Annotated in this window: 16 protein-coding genes, 1 tRNA gene and 2 pseudogenes; 9 read left to right on the forward strand and 10 right to left on the reverse strand. The window is 37.7% G+C overall.

Annotation, left to right across the window (positions count from 1 at the left end; all coding sequences use genetic code 11):
• Positions 1-222: Arm DNA-binding domain-containing protein (locus ACFIMP_RS08640; RefSeq protein WP_375686267.1), on the reverse strand; the 222-nt coding region annotated here is incomplete at its 3' end.
• A 176-nt stretch (positions 223-398) separates the two neighbouring features.
• Between ACFIMP_RS08640 and ACFIMP_RS08645 the strand changes: the two are divergent.
• The 3 genes and pseudogenes from ACFIMP_RS08645 to ACFIMP_RS08655 form a co-directional block, all read left to right on the forward strand.
• Positions 399-563, forward strand: a pseudogene (locus ACFIMP_RS08645) (lambda exonuclease family protein); the annotation flags it as partial.
• A gap of 119 nt (positions 564-682) precedes the next feature.
• Positions 683-901, forward strand: coding sequence for a hypothetical protein (locus tag ACFIMP_RS08650; protein ID WP_012755083.1), 219 nt, complete (start codon positions 683-685; stop codon positions 899-901).
• 6 nt (positions 902-907) lie between these two features.
• The gene (locus ACFIMP_RS08655) at positions 908-1,951 is read left to right on the forward strand and encodes a tyrosine-type recombinase/integrase (RefSeq protein ID WP_375686268.1); all 1,044 of its coding nucleotides are present in this window, start codon (positions 908-910) and stop codon (positions 1,949-1,951) included.
• Positions 1,952-2,228: 277 nt separating this feature from the next.
• Here ACFIMP_RS08655 and ACFIMP_RS08660 read toward each other — a convergent pair whose 3' ends face one another.
• The 6 genes from ACFIMP_RS08660 to ACFIMP_RS08685 all read right to left on the reverse strand — a co-directional run bounded on the left by ACFIMP_RS08660 (position 2,229) and on the right by ACFIMP_RS08685 (position 8,777).
• The gene (locus ACFIMP_RS08660; RefSeq protein ID WP_375612377.1) at positions 2,229-2,474 is read right to left on the reverse strand and encodes a DUF4170 domain-containing protein; all 246 of its coding nucleotides are present in this window, start codon (positions 2,472-2,474) and stop codon (positions 2,229-2,231) included.
• Positions 2,475-2,520: 46 nt separating this feature from the next.
• Positions 2,521-3,327, reverse strand: a complete 807-nt coding sequence (locus tag ACFIMP_RS08665; protein WP_375612376.1) for a 3'(2'),5'-bisphosphate nucleotidase CysQ — start codon at positions 3,325-3,327, stop codon at positions 2,521-2,523.
• A complete protein-coding gene (locus tag ACFIMP_RS08670) occupies positions 3,314-4,645 on the reverse strand; it encodes a TldD/PmbA family protein (protein ID WP_375612375.1) in 1,332 nt (443 codons plus the stop codon). Before ACFIMP_RS08670 ends, ACFIMP_RS08665 begins: the two co-directional genes overlap by 14 nt.
• A 1,191-nt stretch (positions 4,646-5,836) precedes the next feature.
• Positions 5,837-6,286 carry an SRPBCC family protein gene (locus ACFIMP_RS08675; RefSeq protein ID WP_375630367.1) on the reverse strand — a complete coding sequence of 150 codons (450 nt, stop codon included), beginning with the start codon at positions 6,284-6,286 and terminating at the stop codon, positions 5,837-5,839.
• A gap of 543 nt (positions 6,287-6,829) precedes the next feature.
• Entirely contained in the window at positions 6,830-7,396 is a 567-nt protein-coding gene (gene rsmD, locus ACFIMP_RS08680) for a 16S rRNA (guanine(966)-N(2))-methyltransferase RsmD (protein ID WP_375612106.1), read from the reverse strand.
• Complete coding sequence (locus ACFIMP_RS08685) at positions 7,377-8,777, reverse strand: pseudouridine synthase (RefSeq protein ID WP_375613518.1); 1,401 nt, start codon at positions 8,775-8,777, stop codon at positions 7,377-7,379. Before ACFIMP_RS08685 ends, rsmD begins: the two co-directional genes overlap by 20 nt.
• Positions 8,778-9,046: 269 nt before the next feature.
• Here ACFIMP_RS08685 and ACFIMP_RS08690 point away from each other — a divergent pair, with 269 nt between their 5' ends.
• On the forward strand, positions 9,047-9,493 hold the full coding sequence (locus tag ACFIMP_RS08690) for a nucleoside deaminase (RefSeq protein ID WP_375686269.1): 447 nt from the start codon (positions 9,047-9,049) through the stop codon (positions 9,491-9,493).
• A 652-nt stretch (positions 9,494-10,145) separates the two neighbouring features.
• Here ACFIMP_RS08690 and ACFIMP_RS08695 read toward each other — a convergent pair.
• The 3 genes from ACFIMP_RS08695 to ACFIMP_RS08705 form a co-directional block, all read right to left on the reverse strand.
• Complete coding sequence (locus ACFIMP_RS08695; RefSeq protein ID WP_375612104.1) at positions 10,146-10,637, reverse strand: hypothetical protein; 492 nt, start codon at positions 10,635-10,637, stop codon at positions 10,146-10,148.
• A 177-nt stretch (positions 10,638-10,814) separates the two neighbouring features.
• Positions 10,815-13,730: an isoleucine--tRNA ligase gene (gene ileS / locus ACFIMP_RS08700; protein WP_375686270.1), complete on the reverse strand. Its 2,916-nt coding sequence runs from the start codon at positions 13,728-13,730 to the stop codon at positions 10,815-10,817.
• A gap of 248 nt (positions 13,731-13,978) precedes the next feature.
• A complete protein-coding gene (locus tag ACFIMP_RS08705) occupies positions 13,979-15,769 on the reverse strand; it encodes an outer membrane beta-barrel protein (protein ID WP_375681449.1) in 1,791 nt (596 codons plus the stop codon).
• 384 nt (positions 15,770-16,153) lie between these two features.
• On the opposite strand from ACFIMP_RS08705, the gene ACFIMP_RS08710 reads away from it, so the two are divergent.
• From ACFIMP_RS08710 to ACFIMP_RS08730, 5 genes and pseudogenes are all read left to right on the forward strand, one after another.
• The gene (locus tag ACFIMP_RS08710; RefSeq protein ID WP_375681448.1) at positions 16,154-16,507 is read left to right on the forward strand and encodes a hypothetical protein; all 354 of its coding nucleotides are present in this window, start codon (positions 16,154-16,156) and stop codon (positions 16,505-16,507) included.
• A gap of 77 nt (positions 16,508-16,584) precedes the next feature.
• Positions 16,585-16,803, forward strand: a complete 219-nt coding sequence (locus tag ACFIMP_RS08715; RefSeq protein WP_375632587.1) for a hypothetical protein — start codon at positions 16,585-16,587, stop codon at positions 16,801-16,803.
• A gap of 7 nt (positions 16,804-16,810) precedes the next feature.
• Positions 16,811-17,696, forward strand: a pseudogene (locus ACFIMP_RS08720) (tyrosine-type recombinase/integrase).
• Positions 17,697-18,632: 936 nt separating this feature from the next.
• Positions 18,633-18,722, forward strand: a tRNA-Ser gene (locus tag ACFIMP_RS08725).
• On the forward strand, positions 18,695-18,893 hold a 199-nt coding region (locus ACFIMP_RS08730; protein ID WP_375686271.1), incomplete at its 3' end, for a hypothetical protein. The genes ACFIMP_RS08725 and ACFIMP_RS08730, both read left to right, overlap by 28 nt.

An 18,893-nucleotide genomic window follows, 5' to 3' on the forward strand; every position in this document is an offset into this window, starting at 1 on the left:
AACAGCCCGCCACCCAGTTGCCAATTCACGGGCTTGTTTTAAAGAGACATCTCTTAAAGCACCCAAGCCCATTTCGCAACGCCGCCCATGAATGGTATAACGATACAGCCATTGAGCACCTCCATCTTTACGCTTATGAAGTAACAAGCCGGCACCATCATTATATTTGCCAGCCCCCAATGTTGCGACAGATCTTGCATTAAGACGGTTCATAAGAGCCATTTTTAGTCCTTTCTTATATAAATTTTACCCACACACCAGCCCCGCTTTTGACGTGCAAGCAAGTGATATGAATTGATTCAATCTGAGAGGATTTAGAATAAGAAAATCTTACTATATTCAGTCCTCTCATTCAATATGCAAAACAGTGAATTATCATTATAAATCAATTTGTTGCCGTAAGCTATGACCCACGTTTTACGGGGGAATTCTTTCACTTGCGTATGAAAGTCAAGCGTGTTCTCCGTGATGATCAACAAATTGAACAGATCAATCAAGTTGTTGAAGCCTTTTTAGCAGAGATAGAACGAGAGATACAACAACTCTCAACAAAAGCTGCTTAACCTTATGGGGGTGTTTTGTTCCCCGCATATCTACAAGCACCCCCACCCTTCTTAACACTTTCAAGTAATGCGTGATTCACGCCACACGTGAATTGCATCTCAATGTAATGAGAAAAGATATGGCACCTCGTCCAGCTGCTATAACGCAACCAGCCATTGCACGCGCTTTAAGAGAAGCTAAAAAACAAGGATGTGAACTCGTAGAAATCAAACCTACCGGTGAACTGCTTATCTATCTTAAATCCGATATCCCAATACCAAATTCAGTTAACCACCCAGACAAACTTTTAGATTTGTCAAAGAATGAATATTACGAAACCGCACTCTCTAAGATGTAAAATACCATGCCTAAACCACGTCCTCCTCATCTCGTTAAACAAATTACTCAACATGGCAAAATTGTATGGTATGTACGTATTGGTCATGGACCACATATTAGAATACGCGGTACCTATGGAACGCAAGAGTTTGTTGACAACTACAAAAGCGCACTTGCCGAGTTACAAGGGCTTATACTTCCTAAATCAAAAACCGGTAAACTTGTTGAAGGGTCATTTGCATGGCTGCTTAAACAATACTTTAACAGCTCTAATTGGCATAGCTACACTAAAGCTACAAAAAAACAAAAAGAACTCATCCTTATGAAGGTATGTGATAGCATAGGAAACATTCCATACCAAGCAATTGAAAAGAAACATATCATAGCCGGCGTTGAACGACGCAAAGAAACACCAGCAATGGCTAGAAACTTTCTGAAAGCCCTTAATGGGCTTTTTAATTGGGCGATTGACCAAGGTCTTTTAGAAAATAATCCAGCCTTAGGTGTTAAAAGACCAGCCCTTCACAACAAAGATGGGTTTGCTGTTTGGACAGAAGAAGATGTTGAGAAATATTATCAAAGATGGTCCCATGGTACCCATGAACGCGTTTGGATTGATGTCCTTTTGTATACGGGTTTGCATCGTGGTGATGCGGTCCGCATTGGCTGGAAAGATGTAAAGAATAATATCATTCATCTCAAAACAGAGAAAAGTAAATTCCAAACAGGTGTCTTTCTACCTATTTTACCGGAATTAGCCAAAACGCTTGAAACTGGTCCTATTGGAGAAGAAACATTCATCTGTAGTAAAGTGAATCAAAAATTCACCAAAGAAAGCTTTGGGAATGCATTTAGAGACGCTTGTAATGCGGCTGGAATTAAAAAATCGGCGCATGGATTAAGAAAATTAGCCGCAACACGCGCAGCTAATTCTGGAACAACAGTATCACAACTCAAAGCAATTTTTGGCTGGACAAATGATGCTATGGCATCTCTTTACACAAAGAGCGCAGATCGTAAAAAACTCGCTCTTGAAGCCATAAAAAAGCTTCAAAAAGATGAGGGATAGAGGCAAAAAAACTCAATAGAATCAAGATTCACCTATTCCCTTATATTAGACATAACTATTTTATTTTACTTGCTTTTTATTTGCCTTGCACGGACACTATTATGAAATGGGCTTGGGTGCTTTGGGAGATGTTTCTTAAAAAAACATATGAATTTTAAACAACAAGCATATTCTTTTTTACGGCATTCTATTTTACCCGAAGAACGTACCTATGAAAAGGACGACTAAACAAAAGCATGAAGCAATCTACAGGTTATAATGACCAAATATTCAAGCTTTATTCTGCATCGCCTAACTCAGCATCAAGAAACTGATGCAAATCTACAATGTAATAACGTTGTAATGCATTATCTACACTGCTTTGTGCTTTTGCCTGCCATGCTTCTTGAGCAGATTGATAATCTGAGAAAATACCAACCACATCTAACTCATCAGGATTCTTAAATTGATTACTGTTAAGATTTTTTAATTCCCCACCAAATACAAGATGTAAATATTGTTTTTTTTCTTTGGTTTCAGTCATATGTGCCTCCATATCATTTAGATTATCTTAGCGCGCTTTTACGTGATTAAACTAACTTTGTTTGACGAACAACATCTATCATATCTTGACAGCAATTATTTTTACCAGCAATTAAAAGTCCATACTGGTAAGGTTCAATTCCATAAGATAGTAAAGGGGCATCAAGCGATAAAAAACACCCTCCACACTCCTGCAAAATAAGATCAGCAGCGGCAATATCCCATTCATGACAATTTGGACGAACTAATACGATATCAATTTCATCTTGAGCAACAAGAACAATACGATAAGCAAGAGAAGGAAGATAATGGTAAAGACTGACTTGATTGAGAAAATCATCTGGTAATTTTTGTGCGAGCGATTTATCAAGTGAAATTTTATATTTTCGATGAACCTCAAAGGCTAAACGAGGAAGTTTTATCCCATTTAATGTTGCCCCTCCACCTGTTACAGCTGTATAAACATCTCCTTGAGCCGGACATTGTAGAACGCCCACAATAGGACGCCCATTCTCAATAATGGCAACCGAAATACACCAATAAGGATTGCCAGAAAGAAAACCACGCGTTCCATCAATAGGATCAACAACAAAAGAGCGCTCATAATAATCTTGTTTTTCTCGATTATCTTTTGTTTCTTCTGAAATCCATCCATAATTTGGACGAGCTCCAAGAAGCCTCTCTTTCAAGAAATGATCAACAGCAAAATCTGCTTCACTAACCGGGGAATTACCTTCTTTAATCCAGACATCCAACGTGCATCCAAAATACCGCATTGCTAAATCTCCTGCCTCTCGACAAACATCACGCAAAAGATTTAAATCAGAAGAATGATGCGTGTTATTTTCCTGCAAGTGTCATCCCTTCAATTAACAATGTTGGAGCAGCTGTACTATAACGCCGATCAATATCATTGGCAGGTGTTAAATGTGCTAACATATGAAGCAAATCAGAACCTAGCGTTACTTCACTTACCGGATAAGCAATTTCACCATTTTCAATCCAAAAACCGGAAGCCCCACGACTATACTGACCAGTAATAAAATCAATGCCATGACCGAATAATTCGGTCACATAAAATCCATTTCGCAAATCTTTTATCATATCGCAAGGTGATACTAAACCCGGTTCAATAGCAAAATTTGTACTGGTCGGCTGCACTAATGATGCCGAACGCATACCGTGTCCATTTGTTTTAAGTCCCAATTCACGTGCTGTAGATGATGAAAGAAGCCAATTTTTTAAAATACCATTTTCAATAATATTGAGTGTTTGCCCCTCTACCCCTTCTCCATCAAAAGGATGAGAAGCATTTCCACGTAATCGCAAAGGTTGATCGGTTACATTAACATTAGGCTTCATCACTTCCTTGCCTAGGAAATTCTGTAAAAGACTCGTTTTTCGAGCCACAGAGGCTCCATTGACCATAGATGCGATATGCCCTGCAATTCCACGAGCCGTACGCGGATTAAAAATAACATCAACGCTCCCAGTCGCCGCACGAACTGCACCCAAACGTCGAACAGCACCAAGCCCTGCATTCTTTCCCACAGTTTCTGCTGCCTCTAAATCAGAAAAATGTAAGGCTGTTGTATAATCATAATCCCGCTCCATCTGTGTTCCTTCACCTGCAAGAGCACTACAAGAACGTGAAAAACAACTTGAGCGATAGGCTCCACAAAAACCATCGCTGGTCACAAGAATAAACCCACTACGGCCATAAGCTGTTGCAGCGCCACCAGAATTGCTTACACCTTTAACATCAAGAGCTGCTGCCTCCGTTTTTAAAGCATCTTCTGTTAAAAAATGACTGCTGGGTACAAAATCATCAAAAAGATCAAGATCTTTAGGATACTTAACCAAACACTCTTTATCTGCCAAACCTTCAAATAAACTATCGGGAGAAGCTTTAGCCATCGCAACAGCACGTTCCGCAAGTTCTTGCGGATAAGATCCTAAATTAGCAGAAACACTTGCTACTTTTTTTCCAACAAAAACCCTTAGAGTAAAATCATTGCTCTCTGCTGCTTCTGTCGATTCGACTTTCCCAAAACGAACTGATACACTGGTAGAATGAGCATGAACAATAACAGCATCAGCAGCATCTGCTCCAGAACGCTTTGCTGCTTCAACCAGCGAAACAGCTTTCTCAATCTGGTTTTTGTCAGTCATTATAGACTCCCTAAAATATTTTATTATTTACATTGATAAGCATTCTGACAAATTTATACAAATCAGAATATAACTCTTGTGTATTGATTCATAAGATTATGCACATTCATGCATTCTTTTTCTTTTAATGCATTAAATCATTTCCCTTTTAGCTTCTTTATGAAAAAACGTAATATGCCGTAAAATCTCTTTAGTTTCAAGATTTCTCATGGGCCCTTATCATTTTAGGAGCCAAATCTCCACTGACAATCAAATCAACAGAACAATTGGCAATTAACAAAAGTCTTAGCTATAACACTTGAATTTAAGCCAAAATCCTCAAAAATTCGAAAAGCATAAAATGATCTAAATCACAGGTCTTCCTTCCTCTGGGTAGTAAAAAACTTATCTCATATCTTTCCTATAGCATTCTTTAATTTCCAAGCAAGAATCAAGAAAATACCTTATATTTGTATACACTTCTTTGCTTCTATAAACTCTCTCATAATGAGACGGCACTCTTGTAAATGAAACAAAACTTAAACAGAGTAAAAAATATTTCCTTCCATTATGGTTTCAACAAAATGAGCAGTCATAAACTTCTTTACCCTAATGGACGTAATATCATAAAGAACTCATTTTTATATTTAAAAGTAATCAAGAAATTATCTTGTAATCTTTCAATAAAATTAACAGTTTGATTTATACTTATAATTTATTGTTTTGTAATTTGTATAAAAAAGCCTAATATCATAAAATTCTCTCTGTTTCGAACCTATTCATGTTGAGTCAATCACAACTATTTGCGAGCAAATCATAAGTAAGGGGCCTATGAATGAAAACTATTTAAGAAGAAATCAAAATGCCTCTTATGAAGATTTTAAATGCAAAAAATATTGCAACATTAGAAACAGGCAAATATTATGACGATATGGACCTACATCATAAGAGAAGTAATGAACTTCTGAACCTTTCTCATTTTCAATGAAGAGAGCATCTTATAAGCTTTTATATATAAAAAAATTCAATGAATTTCATAAGATTTTTAGCGCAAAATTAATCCCGTAAGATGCTTTGACACGATTTCAACAGCTAACTAAAACCAAATCATAGCTCATCAATTTGCTATATACTCATAACTGATTTCATTCTAACAAGGCTAAGAGTTCTGCACCTTTTTTAAGGTATTAACTTCTTTATAAATGCACCCCCTTACAAGATGCTTTTGTTTTCAGTAAGAGCACGTCTGCTCATTTCAATCATTGCATCGCGAAGATGTAACTTAATTTTTGACCCAATAATCATTCCAAAGAAAGGAGAAAATAAACCAGACATGGTTACAGTATGACGAATTTTGTTATTTGAAGAACCCGATTTTGTTGAACAAATATATTCATGATTAAAACTCATACGTGTAAAAGGAAGTTTAGCATAATCAGAAAAACAAACATTTTTTATAACTTTATCAAGTGTAAAAGTTACTGTAGGTCCCTTTTTAGGTTTCATGCGTCCTATAGCGCCTTCTTTGAAAGGACCAGAAAGTTCTACCCACTCAAGCTCGTGATCCCAGCAAGGCCATGATGCCACATCTTCCCATATAGCCCAAATTTGCTCAGCACTTGCTTCTGTACTAATCTCTTCACTATATATCCAATTAAACACGATAATCTCCCCTTTTTTACAAATTACTTATCTTTAGTGATAAAGAATAATATAAAAAAGTATCCTTAAAGCTGCACAACGATAAGATACTTAATACTCTCAGATTTACTTAATATGTAATGACTAACTCAACAAGCGATATTACTAAACTAAACACACAAGTATTCAGGATAAATGAACAATATTTTCAATACTAAACAAAATATCTTTTTTAAGTTTAGACAATAGCAAAAATAGAAGTTACGCATCATATAAGATATCAATGCAGACTGCATAGCTTAAAGCTTTCAACTGCTGATGAAATGTGATGATTAAGGTATGGCAGAAAGAAATTAGATAAAAAAGATCATAACTATTATCGAGGAATATATATCCTATTGGAGAAAAAACATCCTTCTGTATTAAAGCTAATAAAAATTCATCAATTCCTTTAACATTAGAATCTTTTATTGATTTTCTGCTTAACCTTTTAAAAACCATATAAAATGAAGAAAACTGTGAAAAAGCATTTTTTCATCCTATCGGATAAAAACAAGAACTTTCTCAAGATGTAAGCGATCGTAATTTATAGAGACGTATTGCTGTCTCACCATAAAAACGCTCATCGTCTAGATAAAAGACGTCAGGTAAATAAATCATTGTATCTTTCTTTTCTTCAAGTATGAAGAGTGTATCAGCTTTTGCCCACCCTCCTCGCAAAGCTTCTACAAAAGCACGTTCACCTAAACAACGGCTATAGGGAGGATCAGCGCAGATAACATCAAATGGCAGCATTGTGCCAATATTGCCAAGTTTGGTCGCATCACGACGCAAAATCCGTCCTATCGACTGTAATTCAAAGGCTTCTATATTTTTTTGAAGCAACCCACGCCCCTCAACCGAGTTTTCAACAAAAACAGCCGCCTTTGCTCCACGCGAAAGTGCTTCGATGCCTAAAGCACCAGTACCAGCAAAAAGATCAAGAATGCGTTTATTGGTCCAAAATTCTTCTTCACGGCTAGAAAGAATATTAAAAAGGCTTTCACGTGTACGATCACTCGTTGGGCGAATCGACTGATTAACAGGCGAAAACAAAACACGCCCAGCAAATTTACCGCCTATGATCCGCACGTGGACCTCCAAATCGCTTCGAAGTTTTTGCAGCGTCCCTATGTGGTTTAGATTTTTTCATAGCACCACCAAACGATTTTACCTTTTTCTTTCTCTCAAAAGAATGTTCATCATGATCACCTTTTATCATTTTCTCTTTATCCTTTAAAAAGCGATCTTTCTTACCAAAGGGATGCGTCTCGTCATAAGATATTTTGCCATGTTTTTGAACAAAACTTTCCCTCTTCTCTTTGTATGACGGATTTTCTTTTAGTTTTTCCTTGCTTCGATGAAATGATTTTCTACCATCCAAATCGCTCTTATGACCATGCAATTTCTCCTCACTATAAGAAGGCTTTCTACGTGCACTTTGCGGACGTGCACCAGGAGCCATCCAAACATTAGCACGGCGAGAACGCGGTAGAAAACGCTCTGCTTTTCCTTCTTCACTTTTCTCCTTCTTTACATTCTCATGAGACTTTGTACTTAATCGTGCGCGATTATGTTCAACAGAACCATCTCTTGGTCGGCGTCGTATTGCCCTTTCACTTGAGAAAACCCAACCATCATTTGCAATAGAAAGATCTTTCTGGCTTTGCTTTTCTGCAACAACTGCAGAATTTGAAAATGGCTTAAGAATAGGAGCATCAAAATCTGCATTGGCTTGCATAATCAAACGCTCCCCCAACTGATCTCGTAACATCCGCCCTTTTAACTCTTGCACGGCTCCTTCTTCTAAATCAGAGAGATGAAATGGACCATAAGATACACGTATTAATCGATTAACTGATAATCCCAATGCCCCTAAAACATTCTTTATTTCACGATTTTTTCCTTCTCGCAAAGCGACAGAAAGCCATACATTCGACCCTTGTTCGCGTTCAATTGATGCTTCAATCGAACCATAAAAAATACCATTAATCGCAATACCATTTTTAAGGTTATCCAACGCGCTCTGCTTGACTCTTCCATGAGCACGGACACGATATTTGCGGACCCACCCCGTTACAGGAAGCTCTAATACACGCGCTAAGCCACCATCATTGGTTAAAAGCAAAAGCCCTTCCGTGTTAATGTCAAGCCTTCCAACAGAAAGAACACGCGGCATTCCTTTTGGTAAATTACTAAATACTGTGGGTCTGCCTTCAGGATCACGGTTCGTGGTGACAAGACCTGCTGGCTTATGGTAAAGCCATAAACGCGTTCGTTCTATAGGAGGTAAAGGTTTGCCATCAACTTTAATAACATCAGAGCGGCTAACATTAAAAGCAGGCGTTGTCACGACTTTACCATTCACAGAAATGCGACCTGCAACAATCATCATTTCTGCATCTCGACGCGAAGCAATACCAGCACGCGCTAACCTTTTAGCAATTCGTTCACTCTCATTATTTTCATTCATTTGCGTTTCAAACCAATCTTTGCAAGTATGTTCAGAAAATTATTCACATGCACCATACCGCTTATCCTGAAAAAGGAAGTAGCATAATCATTTATCATTTTCTATCCTTTAACGACAATAATGTATCTGTCGACTTGCAAGTTTGTTTTAAACTCTTTAAAAAATAGAGGTATTCTTTTCATTATAAAAGCGTAATAAATCATTCATTCCATAGCATTCCTTATCGAGATAACCTTTAGATTTTCTATACCTTCAGTAGAAAGAATATTATGACCTTGACGCCCATGGAAATAGCCCTTTTAAAAGCGCAAGAGGCTGCAAAAAAAGATGAAGTTCCCGTAGGTGCTATCATTACACGTGGAAAAGCTATCATTGCACGCGCTGGTAACTTTATAAAATCTGCATATGACCCTACAGGACACGCAGAAATACGCGCAATCCGTATGGCTTGCGAAACATTGCAAAGCGAAAGGCTTCCTGATTGCGATCTTTATGTAACACTTGAACCTTGTGCTATGTGTGCCGCTGCCATTTCATTTGCACGCATACGACGTCTCTATTATGCAACAAATGATCCCAAAGGAGGTGCTATAGAAAATGGCCCACGTTTTTATCAGCAACCAACCTGCCATCACAAACCTGAAATTTATTCTGGTTTCAAGGAAAAAGAAGCTGCTCAATTACTTAAAGACTTTTTTATACAAAAGCGATACTAAAAATAATTCTTCTTCCATAACTTTCACTCTTTAAAAACTATCCTACTTCTCAAAAAAGACTGTTAATTCTTCTGATATATATATATATAGCAAAAGCTATTTCGAAGCATTTTTTCTCTCTTTTAATTCTGCATATTGTTTCTATTAGATGATACATTCATTCAAAAGAATAATTCATTATTTTGTATATAAAATATAAAGTCCAAAATATCGTAGATATGCTCTCATTTCAAATTACATTGAAACAGTAAAAATCACTTTCTTGCACATCATAAGCGGAATTATCGTCTGGATAAAGAACGTTTTAGAAAAGACTAAAAATGTCTCTTATGAAAGCTCTCAAATGCAAGAATTATCGCAACATTGGAGTCTGTAAAATAAAATGATGGTATCCACTTTCTCCTTCCTAAGCATAAAGTATTGGAGCACAATAGATTTTACGTTATACTAGCCACATGAGCAATGTTGTAAAATGAGCTTGAGAAATGTTTCGTGTTAAGGAAACGCATAAGGAATCTCTCGATGCTGTTGTCATATTGCTATTTCATGAGAATACCCTCCTCCTACAGCAGCATTATAACTGCGCGCGAATGAGAGCTTGGTATCATAAGTAATTGGAAAAATACTTTACTTTAAATGTTTTGTCTTTTCCCTATCGACCAATAGGTGCGGTTTTTGCCGGTTGGCGATAACTTAAAGGTGGTTCAGTGAGATAGCGACGGTATTTTGAACTTCCAACTTGTGCTCTCTGACGACGTAAATATTCCTGTCGTTGCTTCGCATTCAACTGTGAAGGATTTTCTGAACCAACGCCATTAACTGACGATCCTTTGTGAGGAAAAGGAGTATTCCCTTGATGCTTCTTCGATGCTGCCATTTCATTGACAGATCTATCTTGTTGTGGTACCGGCAAAAATCTGCGTGAACTAGGGCTTGGTATTACAAGTTTTGGATGAGGTTTCATAACAATCTGGCTGCTGTTATTTGTTGGTGTTAATGAAGTGATATTAGCAACATCTTCAAAAAACTGTATTGAAACTGGTTTATTAGTACCATAGGTAGGAGCGGATAAATTGCATCCCGTTAAAACAAAGCACATCCCTAAAATTCCTATTGGAAATATTTTTATTTCACGTTTTCTCACTGCCTATTCCATTTCCTAGGTGTATGGCTGATTAATATTCCCGTTATTTATGAGAGAACGGTCCATACACAAATTTCCCCCCTGCAGATAAAACAACGGAATTTTTTTCGTACCACAAAAAACTATATTCATCAATATGAGAAATATACTTGCATTTCTTTCCTTTGATCTAAAACTTTAAATCTTGCCAAGAATCTGCAATTCCCGCAAAGCAGCTGCATCACGAGCAGATACATCCGGATAAGCTGGATCACTTCCAACATCTTGTGTATAACGCCATGATCGAGCACATTTTTTTCCTAATGCCTTCTCTGGATATACACCAACACCTTCAACATCATTCAAAGTAAAAGCATCAGAAGGTATCGTGTCCTGCGTAATTGTGAGCGCACTGGTAATACAGATCTCCGCCATATCCACATTTTCTAATGCCTCTCGTAAAACCAGATTGGAAATAAAAACAATAGGCGCAGCTTCCAAAGAGGATCCAATACGCTTATTAGCACGTTCAAGCTCTAAAGCACCTGTCACAACTTTACGGACCTGCCGAATTTTTTTCCAACGCTCAGCCAAAGATTGGTTTTGCCATTCTTCTGGTACAGAGCGAAATTGTTCCAAATGCACCGATTGGCTTCCTGGATAACGCTCTAACCAAGCTTCTTCCATAGTAAAAGGTAACATTGGAGCAAGCCATGTGACCATACGCTCAAAAATCTCACGGACAACCTGCAAGGAGGCCTTGCGTTTTTTTGATGAAGGCGCATCACAATAAAGAGAATCCTTGCGGATATCAAAATAAAATGCCGATAACTCAATGATTGAAAAATCCAATAATGCACGCATAATCTTTTTAAAATCAAATTCATCGTAAGCGCGATTAATCAACTGATCAAGTTCAAAAAGCCTATGCAATATAAATTTTTCAAGATCCGGCAGTGCACCATAAGATACTTCTTCTCCATCATCATGTGCTAAAGTTCCTAGCATCCAACGAATTGCATTGCGTAGTTTACGATATGAATCCACATTTGTTTGAAGTATTTTTTTGCCTAAACGCTGATCTTCCCAATAATCGGTTGTCATAACCCAGAGACGAAAAATATCAGCTCCAGATGTTTTAATGATCTCTTGCGGAACAACCGTATTGCCTAAAGATTTAGACATTTTCTTACCATTCTCATCCAAAGTAAAACCGTGTGTGATCACGGCTTTATAGGGAGAACAAGCACGCGTACCACAGCTTTCCAAAAGAGAAGATTGGAACCATCCGCGATGTTGATCTGAACCTTCAAAATAAACATCAGCAGGCCATTTCAAATCAACCCGATCTTCTAACACAAAGCTATGGCTGGCTCCAGAATCAAACCAAACATCCAAAATATCATAAACCTGTACCCAAGGCTCATGTGCACGCTCACCTAAAAAACGTTCACGTGCTCCTTCAGCAAACCATGCATCTGCCCCTTCTGCTTCAAAAGCCCGTAAAATACGCTCGTTCACACCTTCATCTTTTAGAATAACACCATCCTCATTCGCAAAAATACAAATAGGAACACCCCAAGAACGCTGACGAGAAAGAACCCAATCAGGACGATCTTCTATCATAGAAGCTAGGCGGTTTTGTCCAGAAGACGGCACAAAACGCGTTTTTGAAACAGCTTCCAAAGCCCGACTACGTAAAGTTGAACCATCCCCAAAATCTTTATCCATTGAAATAAACCATTGTGGTGTATTGCGAAAAATAACGGGTTTTTTTGAACGCCAACTATGGGGATAGGAATGCTTTAAACGCCCCCGTGCAAACAATCGATCTGCTTTAATTAAAGCATTAATGACCTCTTTATTGGCATCACCCATTTTTCCATTATCATCAATAACACGTGCAGGTCCTCCTTCACGATCTGGTCCTAAACCTGGAACATCTTTCGTATAGAACCCTGCATCATCAACAGGAAACGGTATAGATGAATCAATCCCCGCTTGCTCCAGTAAGGACTTATAATCATTCCAAATTTCAAAGTCCTCACGCCCATGGCTTGGTGCTGTATGGACAAAACCTGTACCAGCACTCTCTGTTACGTGCGAACCATCAAGCAATGGAATTTTATAATTATACCCTCCAGCTAAACCTTTGAGTGGATGAGAAAGAACAAGAGCTTTCAACTCTTCAGAAGAAATAACACGCAAATGCTTCAAAACAAGTTTGGCTTTTTCTCCACAACTCATCGCTAAAGCGTTTGCAAAGAGAAGCTTTTCTCCCACTTGAGGACCAAAATCATTTTCAGCACTTTCAACTTCGTAAATACTATAAGAAATTTGCGAAGAATAACTCACTGCACGATTGCTTGGAATCGTCCACGGTGTTGTTGTCCAAATGACGACATGAGCACCATATAAATCATCAGAATTTGCTTCAAAAACAGGAAACTTAACCCAAAGCACCTCTGATTCATGATCATGATATTCAATCTCAGCCTCTGCCAAAGCCGTACGCTCCACAACAGACCACATCACCGGCTTGGAACCACGATAAATCTGATCTGACATAGCAAATTTTATCAATTCACTGGCAATGCGTGCTTCTGCATGAAAAGCCATTGTAGTATAAGGCGTGTTAAAATCTCCCACGACACCAAGGCGTTTAAATTCTTCACTTTGAATGGTTACCCAATGCTGTGCAAATTCACGGCATTCTTGACGAAACTCGTTAAGAGGTACCTCATCCTTATTTTTTCCTTGTGCTCGATATTTTTCTTCAATTTTCCATTCAATTGGAAGCCCATGGCAATCCCAACCAGGTACATAATTTGCATTAAAACCGCGCATTTGGAATGAACGAACAACCACATCCTTTAGAACTTTGTTTAAAGCATGCCCGATATGAATATGACCATTTGCATAAGGCGGACCATCATGAAGAATATAAAATGGACGATCTTTTGCTTGTTGACGCAATTGCGCATAAAGCCCCATATTTTCCCAACGCGCCATCAATTCAAGCTCTTTTTGCGGAAGCCCTGCACGCATAGGAAAATTTGTCTGTGGGAGATAAAGAGTTTTTGAATAATCTATTGTTTCATTTTTCACAGCCATTGTGAAATATCCCTGTCCACTTTTACGATTTCATTTTTGCATAACTTCCCTGAACCCTGCAACTCTGGTTTTTATCTATAGGGAAAGCCGAGCTTATCATTCGTATTAAGCAGCGATCAGGAAAATATATCATCACAATCTATGGGCTTTATCATGAAATTCACAAGAAAAGAAACCAAAAAGTGATCTTAAAAAAAATAAAGGCTCCACTGACAGTGGAGCCTCTTAGAAATTTACTCTTTAAAAAATTAGAATTTATAAGCTACACCAACACGGAAATCATTGGTTTTGTAGTTAACTTCAAGTTTTTCCTTTGCAAATTTCTTTTTACCAAAATCAGAGTAACGATATTCTGCACGTACAATCACATTATCTAGAAGCGAGAAATCAACGCCACCACCAAGTGTGTAACCAATCATAGTTTTTGTTTCATCAGCTAAGTTCTTAGAAGAAACGACTCTTCCATCCTCATCCTTAACGGATATTGATACAGTGTCTTGGAATTGTCCATAAGCAATACCACCAGCAAGATAAGGCATAAAGCGATCAGCAGCAAAACCAATACGTACCCGTGTAGCACCACCCCAATTTTGTTTGAAAGTATGACTTAAAGTTTCAACTGCATCCTCTTGATCAAGACCAAGTTCAGAAGCCATCTTTTTTATTTGTTCTATACCATATACACTGGAAGCGTTCTTATCCACCGCTTGTGTACTTTGTGCACCGTGTCCAGACATATTCTGTCCACCATGAGAACGAGAAGCATGTGGATTAGTACCATTGGGATGAGCATTTCCGCTACCATGGGCACCATGATGACCCCCGCTTGTTCCATTGGAAGTCTTTGTATCTGAACCAGAGGATGATCCTGATCTCGCGAGTACAAGTGGTGCGCTCGGTACTGTTTTTTCTACTGCTGATGGTTGTACCGATATAGGTGTTTTTGCTGCTGGCTGACTTGCGCCTGATACTGTTGATGAGCTAGAAGATACTGGTGCTTTTTCAACCGCTTTTGCAGACTCTGACTTAGCAGATTCTGTTGCTCCATCTGACCCTACTCTTGATGATTGATCTCCTTGAGATAATCTTGCCAATAAGAGCGTTGACCGCTCTGGTGAGCTTGCTCCTGTAGTAGAGGATATTGATTTAAGTGCAGGTGATTTTAATCCATTTACCCTGCTTACCAATGTCGGTCCTGTACCTGATCTTTCCAATGAGGACGATGGCGATTGCACTGAACTCACCGTCTGTCTAGAGGATGCTGATTGTGTTATTGACGATGCAGATGGCGTTTTTAATGGTGGTGTTGAAACTCCTGGATTTTCCCTTCCCACTACCACTGTTTTTTCTGCTGTTGAACTAACATTACCAGAACTTCTAGTTGTTGCTGCTTGATTTGATTGTGTTGCTCCTACTTGTGGTTGTTGAACTGCATTTACTGGTTTAGCTAGTGCTTGACTGGATTGCGTTACAACAGATTGTTCTGACGCGGATCCTGCTATTGGAGTCTCTCCTGTTGTAGTTCCTGTACCTGCAGGTGCTCTTGAGGTGTCTTTTTGCGTTTGTGCTCCTGTTAATGCTGTTCCTTGTGGGACTTGAGATGTTAATGGGTTTGCTGATCTGCGGGATCTTACAACTGCATTTTCTACTGTAGTGTTATCAGCCGCTCCTATGGTAATGGTCTTTGTGTGTTTTTTTCCAGATACCATTAAATCCGTATCGATGCCAAAAATAAAGTTGTCACCGAGATCAATATTAGAACCTGCATAAAAACCACCTGCAAAACCTGAAAGTTTAGGAGAGAACTCTTTATCCAGTGGTAAACTCTTTTCTTGACCAACAAGAGCCATATCAGCTTTGCTCGAAAAACCACCAGCTTGGACACCTAAATAAAGACCTGTCCATGAAAAAGTAGGTGCAACAATGGTAGAAGCAGTCGATGATGCTGGCTGATGAGGAATCATAACATCAGCAGCTAGTGCTGTAGACGCTGAAATTAAAGAAAAAATAGACGCTGTTATTAAACGTTTTGTATTCATAAAATCTCTCCAAATATCCAAAATGAAATTCATATAGAGCATCTTTTCTGAAATATCTGTAGCAAAAATGACACACTCACAAAAAAATAAAGAATTTTTGTGCAATAAACAAATTATATCAAATTTTTTAAACAAAAGCGCGTTGCAATCACCTGTTTTGAAGCCAATGTATGCATGTGTCATAGAGGACAACTCGCATTAGCTCTCACTCAATTGCCTGATTGGAATTATGAAATTAAGCACATCTAAAAAATAAATTTGCATATTTTTAAAAAATGGGAGTGTCCATATGTCACCTAGCACACCCCTACTCATTCCTAACAACTTTTAAGTAATGCATGATTCACGCTACGGGTGGATTGTGCCAAATCAAGGAAATAAATCATGGGGAAAAAATACGAATTGACTGATGAAACAATAGAGTTTGATGGATACATTACGCTTTACCGTATCCATGAATTGAGAGACTTTAGAGATGAAAAGGCAGGTAATCTTGACAGCTTTATAGAGGATGAAGACAGTTTAAGTCATGAAAACGATTGTTGGATTTATAATGATGCCAAGGCGTATTCCTTTACCAATATTTACGATAGCGCTAAGATTTTTGATAACGCACAAGTTGCTTATAATGCACAGATTTTTGGAAACGCAAAAATTTATGATAATTCAGAAGCTTGTAACAAAATTATGACCGCCCAGAACGGCGTCCCTTCAACAAAAGACGACATTCCTTTCTAACACCAAAAAACTAACCTTTTAACACCGGCGTGATTCACGCCACATGTGAATTACATCTAAAATCAAGGCGAACAAACATGGGACACCGTCCACCTACTATTACGCAACCAGCTATTGCTCGTGCTGTACGAGAAGCTAAAAAACAAGGGTGTGAATTAATAGAAATAAAGCCTACAGGTGAACTGCTTATTTATCTTAAAGCAGACATCCCAATACCAAACCAAGCTAGTCTTCCAAAAAAGTTATTAGATTTGTCAACGAATGAAGATTATGAATCTTCACTCTCTAAGATGTGAAGTTGCTATGCCAAAACCACGCCCCCCTCATCTTGTCAAAGAAATCACACGCCATGGTAAAATTATATGGTATGTGCGTATTGGTCGTGGTCAACGCATTAGAGTACGTGGAACCTATGGAACGCAAGAGTTTGTTGACAACTACCAAAGTGCGCTTGCTGAATTACAAGGGCTTATACTTCCAAAATCCAAAACCGGTAAACTTGTTGAAAGGTTATTTGCATGGCTACTTAAACAGTATTTTAACAGTATCAATTGGCATAGCTTCTCTAAAGTCACAAAAAGAACTCATCCTGATGAAGGTGTGTGATTCTATAGGTCACATTTCATACCAAGCAATCGAAAAGAAACATATTATAGCCGGTGTTGAACATCGTAAATAAACACTTGGAATGGCTAGAGACTTTCTGAAAGGTCTAAACGGACTTTTTAAATGGGCCATTGAACAGGGTCTTTTGGAAAATAATCCAGCTTTAGGAATCAAAAGACCTCCTCTCAAAAACGAAGACGGATTTCCAGTCAAAACAGAAAAAAGTAAATTCCAAACAGATGTTTTTCTGCCAATTTTGTCTGAACTAGCCAAAACCCTTTAAATTTGTCCTATTGGAGAAGAAACATTCATTTGTGGTCAAGTTAATCAAAAACTCTCCAAAGAAAGCTTTGGCGATACATTTAGATAGGCTTGTAATACAGTAGGCATTAAAAAATCAGCGCGCGCATGGTTTAAGAAAATTAGCAGCAACACGCGCTGCTAATTTCGGTGCAACAGTCTCGCAACTCAAAGCAATTTTTGGCTGGACAGACGACACTATGGCATCTCTTTACACAAAGAGCGCAGACCGTAAAAACTTGCTCTTGAAGCCATAAAAAAGCTTCAAAAAGATGAGGAATAGAGGCAAATAAAACTCAATAGAATCAGGAATAACCTATTCTCTCATATTAGACATAAATATTTTATTTTACACATACTTGTGAATGAAACGGCTTTTAAAACCTTGTCTGTTAAAGTTTATGCTCTTTGCCTCTGCATAATTTAGCGTTTTTAAGTTCTATTCTTGAAAAACTATGCAAGACCTTAACAAACTATTTATTGATCTAAGCGTTCAATAATCTTTTCTTCCATTCAAATTACCTTTTTGCTTATCCTAAAGAAAAAAGCATTATAAATATACCTAATTTTCAGTCATATCTGGAAAAGGTTTTAAACTGTCGATGCAAATCTTATACAACGTTTTATTCAAATAGTGTAAATCAGCCCTTTCCTCCAAGATACCCTTTAGACGCATTAAATATCTGAATATTTTTATTTAAAAAATAAAAATCTTTTAAAGAGCTTTCTTATTGAATTGTACTTATTTAAACTCAATAAAAATTTTGCTTGAATATATATGTCATTCTTACAAATTTATCTCTCATAAACTGTCAAAGCAATAACATTTTCTTTTCGCAGATATGACCGATCTAAATAGAATAAATATCTGGAAAGGTAAAATAATTTAAAAATACACGACCGAAATTTAATATAATTTATCAAACATTTTCAACTGAACATTTCTTATTATTACGAAAACGACCATTAGAACTTAAAAAATATTGCTTTGTAAAAAATTTTTAAACAGGAAAAAAATGATAAATATCATAATTACCTTTCATTTTTCAGAAAAAACTATCATGTTTAAAAATGAAACTCTTAGATAACACACTCAAAGAATTAACTTATGAAGAATTATTTTAATTGAAACTTAAATAGTTTTACAAAGAACGCTTTAAAATGCGTATTAAAATGATTGACCTTTTACAAGAAATTTGTCAAAAAGCATATCTAGTTTGGAGGGGTGGCCGAGCGGTTTAAGGCACCGGTCTTGAAAACCGGCGTGCAGGAGACTGTACCGTGGGTTCGAATCCCACCCCCTCCGCCACAGCACTTTTATGGTGCTATAACTTATTGATTTCATGTGTGTTTTTTCAAGGTGCGGGATTCGTAAATAAAGGTTCGGGAATAGGATTCTCGAATGTAGCTTGCCAGCAGGTTTTGTATATTTTGCCACTAGGTTTTGTACCAATTTATTTTTTTCAAAGAGTTTTTAAGG

This window comes from Bartonella sp. AP65SXKL (genome assembly GCF_042195725.1).
In the GTDB taxonomy this organism is placed as follows: domain Bacteria; phylum Pseudomonadota; class Alphaproteobacteria; order Rhizobiales; family Rhizobiaceae; genus Bartonella.